The sequence below is a fragment of the Allorhizocola rhizosphaerae genome (assembly GCF_003426775.1).
Taxonomy (GTDB): domain Bacteria; phylum Actinomycetota; class Actinomycetes; order Mycobacteriales; family Micromonosporaceae; genus Allorhizocola; species Allorhizocola rhizosphaerae.
Genome location: NZ_QJUG01000087.1, coordinates 17,500 through 32,389, shown reverse-complemented (window position 1 = coordinate 32,389; position 14,890 = coordinate 17,500). Strand labels below are relative to the sequence as shown.

The window sequence follows — 14,890 nt, the reverse complement described above, 5'->3', positions numbered from 1 at the left end:
GCGCACGGTCACGGAGACCGGGCCGTCGGTCGCCCACACCTGCTCGGCCTTTGCGGCCGCCGCTGCAGGCACCGGCGCGCCGGGAGCCGGGGTTGCCACGGGCGCGGCCTGGTCGGCCAGGACGCCCTCGACCTGCTCGGCCACGGCCACGGTGTCGCTCACATCACGCAGCACCTCGGATAGCCGCGCGCCCAGTGCGTCGCAGATGGACGCCAGAAGCTCGCTGGAGGCTTCCTTTTGCCCGCGCTCGATCTCGGACAGGTATCCCAGGCTGACGTTGGCGGCCGTTGAAACCTCACGCAGCGTGCGATGCTGTCCCTGCCGGCGCGCGCGAAGGGCATCGCCGATCACTCGACGCAGAAGCACCATGGCGCACCCCCTCACTGTCTGCCCGTTAGGGACAACCGTCAGCCGACGGTTTGTACCGGCGGCTTCCATGAACCGTACCCCTTCCAAGCGATATCGACACCCCGCCCCGCCGACAAAGTTTCCATGATCATAGATGTCATGATGCGAGTCACTCCTCGAGGACGTCACGAACGCCCGTAGACCTCTCGTCCTCCTGGCATGACCGACACGAAAACCGTGCTGCTGGCCGGAGCGAGCGGCTTCTTCGGCCGCCGCGTGAGCGAGGCCCTCCACCAGGCTGGATACCGCGTCAAGTCCCTCGGAAGGGGACCCGCCAATGATATCTCGGCGGATCTTCTCCATCGAGCCGAGCTGATACAGGCGATCAAGGGCCACCAGGTAGATGTGGTCGTTCATGCCGCGACCGCATTGCGCAAACCACCGTTACGAGAACGTGATATGGCTCCCACGAACGCGTTGCGCATCGAGGGCACCCGCAACCTGATCGAGGCCGCCCGCGCGCTCGGCGCAACCAAATTCATCTCCGAATCGATGGTGTTCGGCTACGGCTTCGGCGACCACGGCCCGCGCCCGCTCAGCGAGGACACTCCGCTCGGCACCGGCCCCGTGCAAGATGCCATCCGCGCCAAGGAGGAGATGACTTTCGAGTACGGCAACGGCGTCGCACTGCGCTTCGGCCTGTTCCATGGCACGGGCGGCGCCACGGAGGAGATCGTCTCGTTGCTGCGCAAGCGGATGCTGCCCGTGGTCAAGTCGTCGCACCTGCTGCCGTGGGTGGAGCTCACCAGCGCGGCCCGCGCCGTGGTCGCGGCGATCGAGCACGGCCGCCCAGGCGAGGCCTACAACATCGCCGACGAGCACATGAGCTTCGGCGCCCGCGTGCAGGCCATCGCGGACGCCTACAAAACACCCAAGCCGCTCACGATTCCACTTTGGATGCTGCGGCCGATGTCGTACCTCCACACGATGTTGAGCACCAACCTGATCGTGGACACCACCAAGGCGGTCGGCTGGGATCGACCATGAAGTCCGCGTGACGACACGCCGCCGAGCATGGACACAAGTTCATGATCAACCCGAAAGGGCGGTGGCCAGGAGGGTGAGGGCGGCGGCGACGGTGGTGGCGCGGATGGTCGGGCGGTCGCCGGAGAGCGCGAGCTCCTGCACGACGGCCGACGATGGGGAGGGCCCGCACACCGCCACGAAGACCGTGCCGACCGCGACGCCGTCCTGTGGCGTGGGCCCCGCCACACCGGTCGTGGAAACACCCCAATCAGCCCCACACCGCTCGCGTGCCCCAAGCGCCAGGGCGAGCGCCACATCGTGGCTCACCGGCCCCTCGCGCTCCAGCAGCCCCGCGTCGACCCCGGCCAGGCTGTGCTTGAGATCTGTCGCATACACGACAAGGCCACCCCGGAAAACCTTGGACGAGCCCGGCACGTCGACGATGGTCGCGGCAACCAGGCCCGCGGTGAGCGACTCGGCCGTGGCCAGCGTCTGGCCCAGCGCGCTCAATCGCACCACTATCTGGTCAACAGCCACGCCTCATGCGCCTCCCGTGTCCGCGGCCAAAGCTCCTCGAAGCCGGTCAGGTGCAGCGCGGCCAGGCGGGAGCTCCACTCCTCGAACTCCTCAAGCGTGCGCTCCTCGCGCCCCGCCGCACCGATGTCGAGCCAGGTGCAGCCGCGCACGATCGAGACCCGGTCGGCGCCACGGATCTGCGCGGTGAGGACCTTGCGAAAGGGCGAGTCGTCCGCGGTCGACAGCCGCCTGTGCGGCTCCTCGAACGCGTCCATGGTCGTGCCGGCCGACTCGAACTCCATGTATTCGAATGAGCCGGTCTCGTCGTGCGTGAAGCGCCAGCGGCGCCCGGTGTGGGCAAGCTTATAGCGGAACGGTCCCTGTTTGTGCACCCCGATCCGCAGCGGCATGGGCTCGTGCAGCCCGTCGCCCAGCCCGACATCGAAGATCCAGGCATGGTCGCCCAGGTCGTGCACGAGCAGCAGCAGGTGGTTGACCTCCGCCGCATCGGGGTTGGACGCCGTCGCCACATAACCCTCGTGCAGGCTCACGGCGAAGCCGAGCTCGCGCAGCAGCCACGACATCGCGCCGTTGAGGTGGAAGCAGTATCCACCGCGCCCGGCGAGGATCCGGGCAACGCTCGCCGCCGGGTCGATCGGCACGGGGTTGCCGAGCACGATGTCGAGGTTGCTGTAGGGCACCCGCTCCACCTGCGCCCGATGCAACTCGAACAGGTAGTCGAGGCTGGGCCCGCGGCGCGGCAGGCCGAGCAGCGCCAGGTAGCCGTCGATCACTCGGCGTCCCTTCGGCGAGCGCCTTCCCCGTCACTGCGCTCGCCCTCCGCCGGGGAAACCCCGAGCCGCCGCAGCCGGTAAGCCGCCACGATGTAGTCCGCCCCCGTCAGCACCGTGACCGCAAGCGCCGCATACATCAACACCAGCCCCACATGACTCCACGGCGCGGGGAAGGGGAACAGCATCCAGCCGATGGCGCCGATTTGCAGCACGGTCTTGAGTTTGCCGCCCCGGGACGCCGCCATCACACCGTATTTGAGGGCCCAGAATCGCATCAGCGTGATGCCCCACTCGCGCACCAGGATCACCACCGTGATCCACCATGCGAGCGCGCCGTAGACCGACAGCAGCACGAGCGCCGCCCCGGTCAGGGCCTTGTCGGCGATGGGGTCGGCCACCTTGCCGAACGACGTGACGAGCCCGAACCGCCGCGCGATCCAGCCGTCGACGAAGTCGGTGGCCGACGCGACACCGAAGGCCACGGCCGCGGCGACCCGCCACCCGGGATCGGTCATGTCCGAGACGATCACCAATAGGACGAAGACCGGCACCAGCACGATGCGGGCTGCGGTGAGGATGTTGGCCGCGTTGACCAACGGCACCTGCCGGAGACGTCCCTGCATCACGACCCTAACGTTAATCGGTCGTTACGACAGCCGAGACCATTGCCAGCGGCTCTGCAACCAGATCGACACCTTCGGCCGAGATGACCTTGGCCGAAACGAGATCACCGGGCTGTACCCCGAACCCGCCCACCAGCGTGGTCGAACCGTCCACTTCGGGCGCCTGATGGGCCGCTCTGCCCTCGACCACCCCATCCGCCACGGAATCCACCAGAACGTCCACAGTGGACCCCACCCGTTCGAGCGCCCGCTGCGCGCACAGCTCCTCGACCAGCGTGAGCATTTCGTCGTACCGCCGCTTAATGGCCGTCCGGGACACCTTTTTGTCGAAGGATGCCGCCTCGGTGCCGTCCTCGTCCGAGTAGTCGAAGACGCCGATGGCGTCGAGCCGCGCCGCCTCGACGAAGCGCCGCAGCTCCAGATAGTCCCCCCGGCTCTCCCCCGGGAAACCCACGATGAAGTTGCTCCGGGCCCCGGCTTCGGGAGAAAGCCGCCGCACCGAGTCCAACAGCGCGAGGAACCGCTCGGTCGAGCCGAAGCGCCGCATCCGCCGCAGCACCGGCTCCGACGAGTGCTGGAACGACAGATCGAAGTACGCCGCCACGCCCGGCGTGGTCGCGATGACCTCCACCAGCCCCGGCCTGGTCTCGGCCGGCTGCAGATAGCTCACCCGCACGCGCACGATCCCGTCGATCGCGGCCAGCTGGGGCAACAGCCGCTCCAGCGCCCGCGGGTCGCCCAGATCCTTCCCATACGACGTGGAGTTTTCGCTCACCAGCACGAGCTCCCGCACACCGGACCGGGCGAGCCATTCGGCCTCGGCGAGCAGCTCATCGGGTGTGCGCGAGACGAACGCGCCGCGGAAGGACGGGATCGCGCAGAACGAGCACCGCCGGTCGCACCCGCTCGCGATCTTCAGCGAGGCCACCGGGCCCTTGGTCAGCCGCTGCCGCGTGATCCACCCGTGCCCGGGGATCACCACGTCGTTTGAGGCGCGCTTGACCGGCGCCATGGGCAACAGCTCACGCCGATCCCGCGGCACATGAGCAGGAGGCTTCTCCCCGCGCAAAACCGCGCTCAGCGTGCCGGAGATCGACGGGTAGTCGTCGAAGCCCAGCACTGCGTCGGCCTCGGGCAGGCTGTCGGCGAGCTCGCGCCCGTAGCGCTCGGCCATGCACCCGGCCGCCACCACCTTGGCCCCGGTCTCGTGCGCGGCGAGCAGCGTGTCGATCGAGTCCTGCTTGGCCTTTTCCACGAACCCGCACGTATTGACGAGCACCACATCGGCCTGGGATCCATCGGTGCTCACCTGCCAACCATCGGCGGACAGGCGCGCCGCGAGCTCCTCGGAGTCGACCTCATTGCGCGCGCAGCCCAGGGTGAGCAGGGCGACCGACGGTTTAGCAGGCATCCGACAAGGATACTGAGCGCCGGCGGCGAAGGTTTTCCGGAACCTTTCCAGTTTCATTCACGAGGTCCTAGGCTCATGCCATCGACTCCAGAATCGGGAGCAGATGGCATGAACCCGCACATCCAACTGCTCGGTCCGGTCCGTGCCTGGTTGGACGACACCGAGCTGGAACTGGGCCCCGCCCGCCAGAAGGGCCTGCTCGCCCTGCTCGCGCTCGCCGCGGGCCAGCCGCTGTCGCGGGCACACCTGGCCGAAGCGCTGTGGGGGGCCGAGCGCCCGCCCAGCCACGCCAACATCATCCAGGTTTACGTGGCCCGGCTCAGACGCGCCTTCGAACCCGACCGGCCCGCCCGGAGCCCGAGCCACATCCTGCGCTCCGTTGGCGACGGCTATGCCCTGGCCGTCGAGCCCGAATCCGTTGACGCCCTGCGGTTGCGGCGCGCCCTGGCCGAGGCGGCACGGGCCCGCCGCGCGGGCGATCACGAACGCGTCCGGCAGCTGCTGGAGCCGGCGCTCGCGAGCTGGCGGCATCCGCTGCAGGGTGCGGTGTTCTTCACCGACCAGAGCACCATCTCGTCGCTTGTGGACGATCGCTGGACGGCCGTCGCGTGGCTCGCCGCCGCGGCGATCGAGACCGGCGGCGCGGCCGGTGTGCTTGCCCCGCTCCAGGAGACGGCCGCAGCCCGGCCGTGGGACGAGATGACGCAGGCGCTGCTGGTCCGCGCGCTGCACGCGGTCGGGCGCAAGGGCGAGGCGATCGACGCGTACCGCAGGATCCGGCAGACCCTGCGCGAGGAACTCGGCGTCGAGCCGGGCCACGAACTCGCCGAGGCCTTCGCCGCCGCACTGTCCGACGCGGACGCTCCGGCCGAGCGCGGATTCGTTGTCTCACACCTGCCTCCGCGCGCCGAGCGTTTCGCCGGCCGCACCACCGAGCTGGAGACCCTGCGCGACAAACACCTCGTCTGTATCGAAGGCCCACCCGGCATGGGTAAGACCAGCCTGGCGCTGGAACTCGCGCACCTGTTCGCGCCCGAGGACAGGTTGTTCATCGACCTGCGCGGGCTCGGCCGCTCCGGCGCGCTCATCTCCTTGCTGCGCTGCCTGGGCGCCGACGAGTCGCGGCTGCCGCGCGACCGCGACGAGCTGGCCGCCCGCTACCGCGCGGCCGTGGCGGGCCGGCGCCTGCTCATCGTGCTGGACAACGCCTCGGGCACCGAGCAGGTCCTGCCGCTGCTGCCCGCCTCCCCGTCGTGCGCGGTGATCGTGACGAGCCACCACGACGTGGCCGACGTGCCCGGCCACCACCACCAACTCGGCCCACTATCCGAATCGGATGCCCTGTCGCTGCTCCCCCGGACCGCCACGGACGTGGCCAAGGCCGTGGCGCGGCTGTGCGACGGCAATCCGCTCGCCCTGCGCATCGCGGGCGCGCAGCTGCGGGCCGACCCGGAGGGCCTGCCGGAGGCGCGCGGCGTGCACGGTGCGTTCCTGTGGGCGTACCGTGCCCTGTCCAAATCGGATGCTCGCGCGTTCCGGCTGCTGAGCCTGCACCCCGGCGCGTCGTTCGCGGCCGATCTGGTCGCGGCGCTGGCCAACCAGTCGGCCGGAGCCGCCGCGCGGCTGCTCGACCGGTTGTCGGGCGCGCATTTGATCGAACCCGCCGGGCACGCCCGGTATCGATTTCATGATTTGGTACGAGACTTCGCCACCGAGCTGCTGGAGGAGCACGAGACGCTCGACCAGCGCGACGCCGCCCGGCATCGCCTGCTTGAGTGGTACCTCGTCATCACCGACGGGGCGAATCGCGTGCTCAACCCGCAGCTGGACCAGGTCACGCTGCGACCGGACCATCACCGGCAGCTGCCGTTCACGGCCGACCGACTGTCGACATTGGACTATCTGAGCGCCGAGGCCGACAACTTCCCCGTGGTCGTGCGCGACGCCGCCCTGCACGGGTTCGATACCGAATGCTGGCAACTGGCGTATATCCTGTCGCACCTTCCGAGCACCAGGACGGCCGACCTGGTTCGCAGCGCCGACTGGGGATTGCGTGCCGCCAGGCGCACCGGTGACCGGCGCGCCGAGGCCGTCATGCTCGGTGTCGCGGGCACGGCGGCGTTCCAGGTCCACCGCCCGCGGGACGCGAGCGACCTGCACCGGCGGCAGATCGCCATCTGGCAGGAACAGGGCGAGCCCGCCCAAGAGGCCATGGCGTGGTATCAGCTCGGCGCCGCGCACTGCGCGCTGCGCCGGCACGCGGACTCGCTGGCCGCCTATCAGCGCGGCCTCGATCTGACGAACTCCCTCGGCGATCCCGTCCAAAGTGGATTCATGCTGGGCAAGGTCGGTTACAAGGCGCGGGATCTCGGCGATCTCGCGCTCAGCGAGCGCTGCCTGCGGCGCGCCCTGGCGATCTGGCGGGAGCTGGGCGACGCGCGCGGCGAAAGCCATGTGTTGCACGAGCTGGGCAAGACCCGCCTGGCCGCAGGCGACCGCACGGAGGCGATCGAGCTGTTGAGCGCGGCCCATCGTTTGGGAAGCGTCATCGGCGAGGAGCACCTGGCCGCGCACAGCCTCTACTGGACCGGTCGCGCGCACGTGCGTGCCGGCCAGGCCCACAGCGCGCTCGACGTGCTGGAGCAGGCGCAGGAATTGTTCGCCCGGCTGGGTGACGAGCACGGGGAGGCGGCCGCGCTCACCGCGCTGGGCTCGGTACTGACCACATTGGACGACTTAGGAACCGCGCAGGAACACCTGAAGCGCGCCCGAGCCTTGCGTGATCGCGCGCCGGATCCATTGGAGGAGGGCATGTTGCATGACGCGATCAGCACGCTGGCCGCCCGCATGGGCGACGCCCGGCGGGCCCAAGCCCACCGGGCCGCCGCGAACACCAAGTTCACCGAGTCGGGCTGTTTCGAAGCCCGCCAGCTGATCGCGTAGATCCTGTGCGGGCGTGCACGCCATGGCATGCACGACCGCACAAGATTGAGTGCCTACGGCGCATGGGAAGCGGTGATCCGGGTGAACTCCCAGTCCGGCTGCGAGATGCCGCTGCAGTTGGACGTGACGCCGCCGCCCGGGCACGGCCGGTCGCGGTTGACCGACCAGAACGCCAGGCGCGGGATGTGTCGTGCGGTCGCCCAATTCTTGATGTCGGTCCAGTGTTGCAGGGATGTCATCTCCTGCTGGTCGGAGAGCCCGTTCATGCCGGAGATGCCCATCCGCCGGTACGCCTGGTCGTCGGTCCAGCCATAGGCGGCCTTCAAGGCATTGCGAAGGCCGTCGGCCGCCGACGTCGTGCACGTGAACATGTTGCCGGTGCAACCGAAGTCGAACGGCATGATGGTGAAGTTGTCGATGTTGGCCTGCAGCTCGCGCGACCGGTTGATCAGACGCGTGCCCCAGAAGGTTGGCCCGGACTGCGACGTGCCGAACGTGATGATGGTGGTGATGCCCGGGTTGTTCTGCTTGACGATCTTCAGTGCGTTGAGGATCCGGTCCTGCACCGCCTCGTTTTCGAACTCGTCGGTGTTCTCGATGTCGATGTCGATGAATTTCAGGTTGTACGCGTTGATGACCTGCTGATACGCGTTGGCCAACGCCTGTGGTGTGGAGCAGTTGGGGCCGAGCTTGTTGCCGCTCCAGCCACCGAACGAGATCTCGATGTCGCCGCCGCCCGCGCGGATCTGGTTGATCACCTGCTGGTCGACGCCGCCGGTGAGCGGGCGCTGGCTGTCCCACATCGGCGTGCACCCGCCGCCCGACAGCATGAACGCCATGGTGAACTGGCGGATGCCGGTCGCCGACATCACGGTGGACACCGATGGCGGGTTGCCCCAGCCGAGATACAGATATGGCGCCTTCATCGCGGTCGGGCCGGGATTGGTGCAGCCGGTGGTGGTCACCGTGACCGCATTACTGCCCGCCGACTCACCGGCCGCGTTGTAGGCGCGCACGGTGTAGGTGTGCGTGGTGCACGTGCCGAGGCCGGAGATGGTGCCGCTGAGCGACGTCGTCTGCAGCCGCTGAATGCCGCCCTCATAGACGCGGTACCCGGAGACGGTGCCCGTGGATGCGTTCCACGCCAACGAAATCGACGTGTTCGTGACTCCCGTGGAGCGCAGATTGCCCGGTGCGCCGGGCCCGCCGGGGTTGCCCCCACCCTGTCCCTGCAGGCTGATGTCGTCGGCATGGTAGGCGCCTTGGCCGTACCAACCATGGAAATAAATCTGCACGCTGCCGCCGGAGGCGGTGAACGTGAGCGACAGCTGCCCCCACGATCCGCTGCGCCAGGTGGACGCGCCGCCGGTGACGCCGAGGTAGGTGTAGTTGCCGTTGAACCAGCCGGACAGCGTGTAGGAGGTGCCCGGCACCAGGCCGTTGACGGTCTGCGTGCAGCGCGCATTGTCCGAACTGGACGCCGCGCCGCGCAAAGCCCTCGCGCCCGAGTGCACCGGACTCGTCACCACCGAGCCGAGACTGCACGACCAGGGCGACAGCGACCCGGTTTCGAAGCCGCCGTTGACCGCGAGCTCCGCGGCGCTCGCGTGTGGAGCGCCTAGGAGCGTGGTGGATGCGACTAACGCGAGTATTAACAGGATTCGTTTCACGGCAGCTCCCAACCGATAGGAAAGTTTCCTAACTGTCAGCAGCAACATACTCAGCAGCCAACCAATAGTCAAGGCAATCAATACTTAAGCGTGCCTTAGTTTTTCCATCACCAGCACGAGGCCCAGCACGGCGACAAGGGCGAGCATCTGCCCGGCCGTGGACACGAGTCCTAACGGGACGGTCGCGAGCGCGACCGCCGCACCGATGGCCCGCAAGCGCAGCAGCCCGATACGCAGCGCAGCCCGGAACCACACGTCCGCGAGCAGGAACAGCGCCACGCCGCCGGCGAGCAGAAGCGCCTGCGGCAGATACACGGCCGCGTCCGCGTAGTGGATCGCCTTCTTCACGCCCGCCGCGAACGCGACCACAGCGAACAGCAGCGGCCAGTGCGCGAACCCGAACGCGTGAATCGCCTTGCGCCCCTTGTGAAGCGGCGGGGTCGCGTCGAGCGCGTGCTCGGCCGCCTCGTCGTCGCCGCCGAAGTACAGCCACCACAGGCCGAACGAGATCACCAGACCCAGCAGCGCCACCTCGACGATGGCCCGGTCGAGCGGCAGGTCTCGCGCGCCGATGCCGATCGCCACGATCGACTCGCCCAGCGCCACGATCACGATCAGCCCGTGCCGCTCCACGAAGTGGGCGGAGTTGATGGCCCACTCGCTGAGCGGGTGCAGGTACGGCGAGCCGGCCTGCACCGCGAGGGCGGCCAGCCACACGGCCCAGCGCCAGTCGCCCGGCACGAACCCGCCCACCAGCACCAGTCCGGCGCTGAGCAGGTTCAGCGGGGCCAGCATGCGCATCGCGGCCGGGTTGGCCCGCAGCAACAGCCCGCTGTGGATCGCGTTGACCACGAAGTAGCCCACACCGAACGCCCACCCGCTGGCGCCGAACGCGTCGGGGATGGCCAGCGCGATCAGCAGGAATCCGGCCATGCCCGCCATCAGCAGGCCCCGCCGCACGGCATCACTGGGCGCCACGGTGTTGGTGAGCCATGCGTAGCCGCCATACATCCACCAGATCACGCCGAGCATCAACAGCGCCTTGCCCGCGTTGCCCCACGACAGCTCGTCGGCCAGGAAGGCCGTCAGCTGTGTGACCGTGAACACGAACACCAGGTCGAAAAACAGCTCCAGCGTCGACACCCGGACGCTCGACTCCCGCTGCTGCGGCTGCCGATCACTTGTCACGCGTCATCCTTATCGCACCCGAGCAGTTCCGCAAAGCCCGCCGCTATGATCGCGGCCAAGGCCCGCGCGGTCAGCCGCCTATGACCTGGCGCAGGGTGAAGGCGTGCGGGGTCGGGCCATGGGTGTCGAGATGGTCGAGACGGGCTTTGGCCTCTTCGATGGTCGGTGTGTGCCCGACCGGTACCGGCCAGAGCACTAAATGGTTTTTGAGACCCTCATAGGTGAACCATTCTCGCCGGCGCCGCATGAACTCCAGATGTGTCGTGCGGTAGATGAAGTCGCGCAGCGCCTCGACCGACTCCCACACGGTCAGGTTGATGATGACATCGTCGGTGCCGAAAGGGCGAAAGCCGGTGGCGTCGCCGTTGTCGCCCTGCAGGCGCCACACGAAGCCGGGGCTGGCGTCACCGAGGGCGTTGATCTCGGGCAGCGCGTCGACGAAGTCCTTCATCTCGGGGCTGTCCAACGGGAACCGCATGCGGGCGACGTTCAACTGCGCCAGATTCATCCTTGCCTCTCCAATACGACACAGCAGCGCCCCTTTTCGGGCCGCATGCGGGGGGTGACGGGCCAGCCGGCGCCTTCGGCCAGGCCGGTGAGCAGGGCGAGGTTCATGCCGCAGATCAGCGGCGGGAACTCCTCGGCCAGCGTGTGGAATGGGCAGTTGCGAAGGCAGATGTCGCCCTCCGGGGTGGTCGCGGGCTCATATCCGCGCTCTCGCAAAGCATTGTCCATCGTTTGCGAAGAAGCGGCGCGGCCGCGCTCGAACGCGACCCGTTGCAGCGCAAGGTCCGCGCCGGCCCGCTCGATCGCCTCCGCGAGCACCGAGCCAACCTCCACATAGGACCGTGGGGGCAAGGTGACCTCCACCTGAGCGTCGCTGCGCCGGTAGAGCTTGGCGGGCCGCCCCGCCCCGGGACCGGTCCGGTCGGTCAGCCGCGCGAAGACCGCCTCCAGCAGCCTGGCCTCCACCAGACGGTCGAGGTGGAACGCCGCGAGCGTCCGCCCGACGCCCAGCTCGCGGGCGACCTCATCCCGCCCGACCGGCCGCCCCGCCTCGACCACGAGCTCATATGCCCGCCGCCGGGTCGGATCGGCGAGCGCACCCACGCTATTGATCTGCCCCTCATCCACCCGAGCATTCTAAAACCAAAGCCCCTTATTTTTACAAGCCCGCCACACCTCCTCCTTTCGGTTGATCATGAACTTACGTCCATGTTCAACGGCGCGCGTCGCCTTCATGATCAACGCGCCCGGGATCCCTTGTGCTGCTTGTGCCCTGGGAGCACGGCGACACCACCGTCAAGGCGCTCGGCGAGGCGCTGCTGCTCGACTCGGGCACGCTCTCCCCGTTTGCTCAAGCGGCTGGAGGCGGCCCAGCTGGTCCGGCGCTCGCGCGACCCGCGCGACGAGCGCTCGGTCGTCATCAGCCTCACCCGCGAGGGTGAGGCCATGCGAGCCCGTGCCGAGGGCATCCCGCGGGCCATCGCCAAGGCCACCGGCCTGCCCACCGGCGAGCTGGCGAAACTGCGGGATACGTTGCGGCACATAGCGACCGGTGCCGACGGCAAACGGGGCGAAAGGGCATAGCCAACCACGTGGGCCATGTGAGAACTTGGCCTGATGCAGATTCCCCGGCTCGGCCGCAACCTCGAGCTGTATCTGACGGCCGGCCTCGCGCTGGTGATAAGCGTGCTCGGGCTGCTCGATATCGTCGACACCCCGGTCGTCGCGGCCGCGACGCTCGGCACGCTCGCACTGGTCGCGCTCAGCGCGCTCAACAGCCGCCACCAGGTGGCCGAGCTTCAGTCCGATGTGGACGAGCTGGCCCGGCTGGTGCGCAACGGCGAGGGCATCCCGTCGGCCGATCTGCTCCTGACACCGTCGCGCTCCGGCATCGGGCTGGACATCTCCGGCGCGACCGACCTGCGCTTAGTCGGGGTCACGCTCAACCGGACCATCCGCAACCTCGCGGGCGAGATGCAGCGCCGGCTGGCCGACGGGGCCCACATCCGGATCGCCCTGATCGACCCCGACTCGCAGGCCCCGCACGAGGCGGCCCGGCGCAGCGTCATCCCCGACGATGCGCACATCTTCCACCACCGCCTCACCACGGCCATCGACCTGCTGCGCGAGCTCGCCGCCACGCCGCGGGCCAAGGGGCGCCTGGAGGTGCGGCTGCTGCAGTTCGTCCCGGCTTTCGGGCTCACGCTGATCGACCCCGACGGCCACACCGGGATCATCCAAGTGGACCTCTATTCGCACCGGTTCCTTGGGCCGGATCCGGTGCTGACCCTGGCCATCGACCGGGAGCCGCACTGGTACCGCCATTTCGCCCTCGAATTCGAGCGCATCTGGGACGGCGGCCGTCCGGCCGACTTCACCGCCACCCCCCAATAGGACATCTAGTCCGCCGGCACGAGATAGGGCACGATCCGCTCCAGCGTCTCGGCCGCGTGCCGGGAGGCGATGTCGTGGAACAGGTCGTCACGGTCCACGCCCGCCAGATCGCTGATCCCGCGGATCGACAGCCACCCGAGCACTCCTCGATCCGACGCCGCCCGCTCGTAGAACGCCTGCGCCACCCCGCCCGCCTCGGTCTCGATCGCGAGTGTCTTGTCGTTGCACGCGGCCAGATAGGCGCGCACCTGCGAGGCGGCGTCGGCGATGACCGCCTCGCCCGAGCCGATCGGGCCGCGCAGCACCTTGAAGGTGCGCCCCGTGCTGGGGCTGACCTGGTACAGCGGGTTGTCGTGCGCGGCGAAGAACTCGTTGACTCGCCGCAGGATATAGCCGCTCAGCTGCGTGGTCCTGCCGGAGTCGCTCTCCTCGTAGTGGATGATCTGATCGCTGATCACGACGTCGCCGAGGCCCACGTCGTCGTGCACTCCACCCGCCACACCGACCAGCGCGACCACCTTGGGTGAGCACAGCCTGCTCAGCGCGGCGTAGGCGACGGCCGCGCTACGCCGGCCCGGCTCGACGGCCTGAAGGGCCACCGCCCGCGCCCGGTCGACCATCGCCTCATATGCCACGCCCCCGTCGGGCAGGTCGCGCGTCATGAACCCGGGACGGCGGCGCAGCATGGCAACGACCGCGCGCAACTCCGCGCTCAGCACGGTGAGCACGCCGATATCGGCGCGCCCGCCACCCGCCTGGCGCTCCAATTCGGACTGTCGGTTATAGACGCTCGGATGCGTCATCGCTGCCCCACGTTGACCGTCCTGGCGGACACGGCGCTATTTTCCTCAGACTGACGAAAACTAACTGTATGCTTTTCGGCTATTTATTGTCAAGATGACGAGAAGCTAACCTGTACCCATGAACCGAGAACACGTGCAGGCAACCGTCACCGTGGATCTGGTCATCCTGACCATCCGCGACAACCGGTTAAAAGTGTTGCTCATCGAGCGCGGAAACCAGCCGTTCCAAGGACAGTGGGCGTTACCCGGCGGGTTCATCCGGCCGGACGAGGACATCGACGACGCCGCGCTGCGCGAGCTGTCCGAGGAGACCGGGCTCGAAGGACGCCACCTTCACCTGGAACAGGTGCGCACCTATGCGACGCCCGGACGCGACCCACGCGGCCGGGTGGTGACGGTCGCCTACCTCGCCGTCGCCCCCGACCTGCCCATGCCCACGGCGGGCTCCGACGCGCGCAGTGCCAAGTGGGCCAACGTCTCGCGGGTGGGCTCGCTCGCCTTCGACCATGCCGACATCCTGCGCGACGCGGTCGAGATGGCCCGGTCCAAATTGGAATACACGACCCTCGCGGCCGCCTTCTGCCCCGAACTGTTCACGGTGAGCGATCTGCGCCGGGTCTACGAGGTCGTGTGGGGTACCAGAATAGATCCAAGAAATTTTCATAGAAAAGTTGTTGGTACCAAGGGATTCCTCGAACAGTCGGCCGCCCGCCGCAATCCCCTGATCGGCCGGCCGGCGCTGCTCTACCGGCGCGGCCCGGCGACCGCGCTCTATCCGCCCATGCTCCGCAGATCGGATTCGTTAGCCTCGATCTCCTCGGCCACGTAGTCGTCGGCCGCCCCGATCTCGGTCCGCGCCAGCTCACGCAGCTCGGCCAGGGCCTCGTCGTGGCGGCCCAGCGCACGCGCGGCACGGGCCCTGGTCCACCGCGCCACATGAAGCGAATAGGCGGCCGCCCGGCCGTCAAGGACCCTCGCTCGGGCCTGCACCGCCCGGTCGAACAGCGGATAAGCCTCGTCCCACCGCCCCGCGTCGGCCCGCGCCACCTGGGTCAGCAGCACCTGCCGGCGCACCACGTCGCGCTCCTGCGCGAGCGCGGCCATGAACCGCTCCCGTGAGCCGGCAGGATCGTCGTAGTCCCAAAGCCCCAGCACGTCAAACACGGGT

Annotated in this window: 16 protein-coding genes; 5 read left to right on the top strand and 11 right to left on the bottom strand. The window is 68.6% G+C overall.

The window, feature by feature from the left end; all coding sequences use genetic code 11:
* On the bottom strand, positions 1–369 hold a 369-nt coding region (locus tag DM816_RS19965; RefSeq protein WP_162907643.1), incomplete at its 3' end, for a helix-turn-helix domain-containing protein.
* Positions 370–567: 198 nt separating this feature from the next.
* On the opposite strand from DM816_RS19965, the gene DM816_RS19960 reads away from it, so the two are divergent.
* Positions 568–1,395, top strand: coding sequence for an NAD-dependent epimerase/dehydratase family protein (locus DM816_RS19960; RefSeq protein ID WP_117211842.1), 828 nt, complete (start codon positions 568–570; stop codon positions 1,393–1,395).
* 45 nt (positions 1,396–1,440) lie between these two features.
* Here DM816_RS19960 and DM816_RS19955 read toward each other — a convergent pair whose 3' ends face one another.
* Genes DM816_RS19955 through rimO form a run of 4 tightly spaced genes read right to left on the bottom strand, consistent with a single transcriptional unit; the run spans position 1,441 to position 4,718 of the window.
* Positions 1,441–1,911, bottom strand: coding sequence for a CinA family protein (locus DM816_RS19955; RefSeq protein ID WP_117211841.1), 471 nt, complete (start codon positions 1,909–1,911; stop codon positions 1,441–1,443).
* Complete coding sequence (locus DM816_RS19950) at positions 1,893–2,684, bottom strand: arylamine N-acetyltransferase family protein (RefSeq protein ID WP_117211840.1); 792 nt, start codon at positions 2,682–2,684, stop codon at positions 1,893–1,895. The genes DM816_RS19955 and DM816_RS19950 overlap by 19 nt, the downstream gene beginning before the upstream one ends.
* Positions 2,681–3,307: a CDP-diacylglycerol--glycerol-3-phosphate 3-phosphatidyltransferase gene (pgsA, locus tag DM816_RS19945; protein ID WP_117211839.1), complete on the bottom strand. Its 627-nt coding sequence runs from the start codon at positions 3,305–3,307 to the stop codon at positions 2,681–2,683. The genes DM816_RS19950 and pgsA overlap by 4 nt, the downstream gene beginning before the upstream one ends.
* Positions 3,308–3,320: 13 nt before the next feature.
* Positions 3,321–4,718 (bottom strand): 30S ribosomal protein S12 methylthiotransferase RimO, encoded by a 1,398-nt coding sequence (gene rimO, locus DM816_RS19940; protein WP_117211844.1) that lies wholly within the window; start codon positions 4,716–4,718, stop codon positions 3,321–3,323.
* 108 nt (positions 4,719–4,826) lie between these two features.
* Here rimO and DM816_RS19935 point away from each other — a divergent pair, with 108 nt between their 5' ends.
* Positions 4,827–7,661: an AfsR/SARP family transcriptional regulator gene (locus DM816_RS19935; RefSeq protein WP_162907642.1), complete on the top strand. Its 2,835-nt coding sequence runs from the start codon at positions 4,827–4,829 to the stop codon at positions 7,659–7,661.
* Between the two features lie 53 nt (positions 7,662–7,714).
* On the opposite strand, the gene DM816_RS19930 is transcribed toward DM816_RS19935, so the two are convergent.
* From DM816_RS19930 to DM816_RS19915, 4 genes are all read right to left on the bottom strand, one after another.
* Positions 7,715–9,331: a fibronectin type III domain-containing protein gene (locus tag DM816_RS19930; protein ID WP_246002061.1), complete on the bottom strand. Its 1,617-nt coding sequence runs from the start codon at positions 9,329–9,331 to the stop codon at positions 7,715–7,717.
* An 84-nt stretch (positions 9,332–9,415) separates the two neighbouring features.
* Positions 9,416–10,519: a low temperature requirement protein A gene (locus tag DM816_RS19925; RefSeq protein ID WP_117211836.1), complete on the bottom strand. Its 1,104-nt coding sequence runs from the start codon at positions 10,517–10,519 to the stop codon at positions 9,416–9,418.
* 70 nt (positions 10,520–10,589) lie between these two features.
* Positions 10,590–11,027 (bottom strand): DUF3291 domain-containing protein, encoded by a 438-nt coding sequence (locus DM816_RS19920; protein WP_117211835.1) that lies wholly within the window; start codon positions 11,025–11,027, stop codon positions 10,590–10,592.
* Positions 11,024–11,653, bottom strand: a complete 630-nt coding sequence (locus DM816_RS19915; RefSeq protein WP_117211834.1) for a helix-turn-helix transcriptional regulator — start codon at positions 11,651–11,653, stop codon at positions 11,024–11,026. Before DM816_RS19915 ends, DM816_RS19920 begins: the two co-directional genes overlap by 4 nt.
* A 219-nt stretch (positions 11,654–11,872) precedes the next feature.
* Between DM816_RS19915 and DM816_RS43840 the strand changes: the two genes are divergently transcribed.
* Together DM816_RS43840 and DM816_RS19905 are read left to right on the top strand one after the other, a co-directional pair.
* Complete coding sequence (locus DM816_RS43840; protein ID WP_211588774.1) at positions 11,873–12,109, top strand: MarR family winged helix-turn-helix transcriptional regulator; 237 nt, start codon at positions 11,873–11,875, stop codon at positions 12,107–12,109.
* Between the two features lie 33 nt (positions 12,110–12,142).
* Positions 12,143–12,919 carry a DUF5919 domain-containing protein gene (locus tag DM816_RS19905; protein ID WP_117211833.1) on the top strand — a complete coding sequence of 259 codons (777 nt, stop codon included), beginning with the start codon at positions 12,143–12,145 and terminating at the stop codon, positions 12,917–12,919.
* A gap of 5 nt (positions 12,920–12,924) precedes the next feature.
* Here DM816_RS19905 and DM816_RS19900 read toward each other — a convergent pair whose 3' ends face one another.
* Positions 12,925–13,722 carry a 5'-methylthioadenosine/S-adenosylhomocysteine nucleosidase family protein gene (locus tag DM816_RS19900; protein WP_117211831.1) on the bottom strand — a complete coding sequence of 266 codons (798 nt, stop codon included), beginning with the start codon at positions 13,720–13,722 and terminating at the stop codon, positions 12,925–12,927.
* A gap of 118 nt (positions 13,723–13,840) precedes the next feature.
* Here DM816_RS19900 and DM816_RS19895 point away from each other — a divergent pair, with 118 nt between their 5' ends.
* On the top strand, positions 13,841–14,551 hold the full coding sequence (locus DM816_RS19895; RefSeq protein WP_117211829.1) for an NUDIX hydrolase: 711 nt from the start codon (positions 13,841–13,843) through the stop codon (positions 14,549–14,551).
* Here the strand turns inward: DM816_RS19895 and DM816_RS19890 are convergent.
* The gene (locus DM816_RS19890) at positions 14,494–14,886 is read right to left on the bottom strand and encodes a hypothetical protein (RefSeq protein ID WP_117211827.1); all 393 of its coding nucleotides are present in this window, start codon (positions 14,884–14,886) and stop codon (positions 14,494–14,496) included. The two genes, DM816_RS19895 and DM816_RS19890, sit on opposite strands and share 58 nt — an antisense overlap.
* Positions 14,887–14,890 lie beyond the last annotated feature (4 nt).

What these genes read in the sequence shown, in the direction of transcription:
- DM816_RS19935 (WP_162907642.1), top strand. Translation starts at nt 4,827, where the DNA reads ATGAACCCGCACATCCAACTGCTCGGTCCGGTCCGTGCCTGGTTGGAC.
- DM816_RS19905 (WP_117211833.1), top strand. Translation starts at nt 12,143, where the DNA reads ATGCAGATTCCCCGGCTCGGCCGCAACCTCGAGCTGTATCTGACGGCC.
- DM816_RS19895 (WP_117211829.1), top strand. Translation starts at nt 13,841, where the DNA reads ATGAACCGAGAACACGTGCAGGCAACCGTCACCGTGGATCTGGTCATC.
- DM816_RS19960 (WP_117211842.1), top strand. Translation starts at nt 568, where the DNA reads ATGACCGACACGAAAACCGTGCTGCTGGCCGGAGCGAGCGGCTTCTTC.
- pgsA (WP_117211839.1), bottom strand. Translation starts at nt 3,307, where the DNA reads ATGCAGGGACGTCTCCGGCAGGTGCCGTTGGTCAACGCGGCCAACATC.
- DM816_RS19920 (WP_117211835.1), bottom strand. Translation starts at nt 11,027, where the DNA reads ATGAATCTGGCGCAGTTGAACGTCGCCCGCATGCGGTTCCCGTTGGAC.
- DM816_RS19900 (WP_117211831.1), bottom strand. Translation starts at nt 13,722, where the DNA reads ATGACGCATCCGAGCGTCTATAACCGACAGTCCGAATTGGAGCGCCAG.
- rimO (WP_117211844.1), bottom strand. Translation starts at nt 4,718, where the DNA reads ATGCCTGCTAAACCGTCGGTCGCCCTGCTCACCCTGGGCTGCGCGCGC.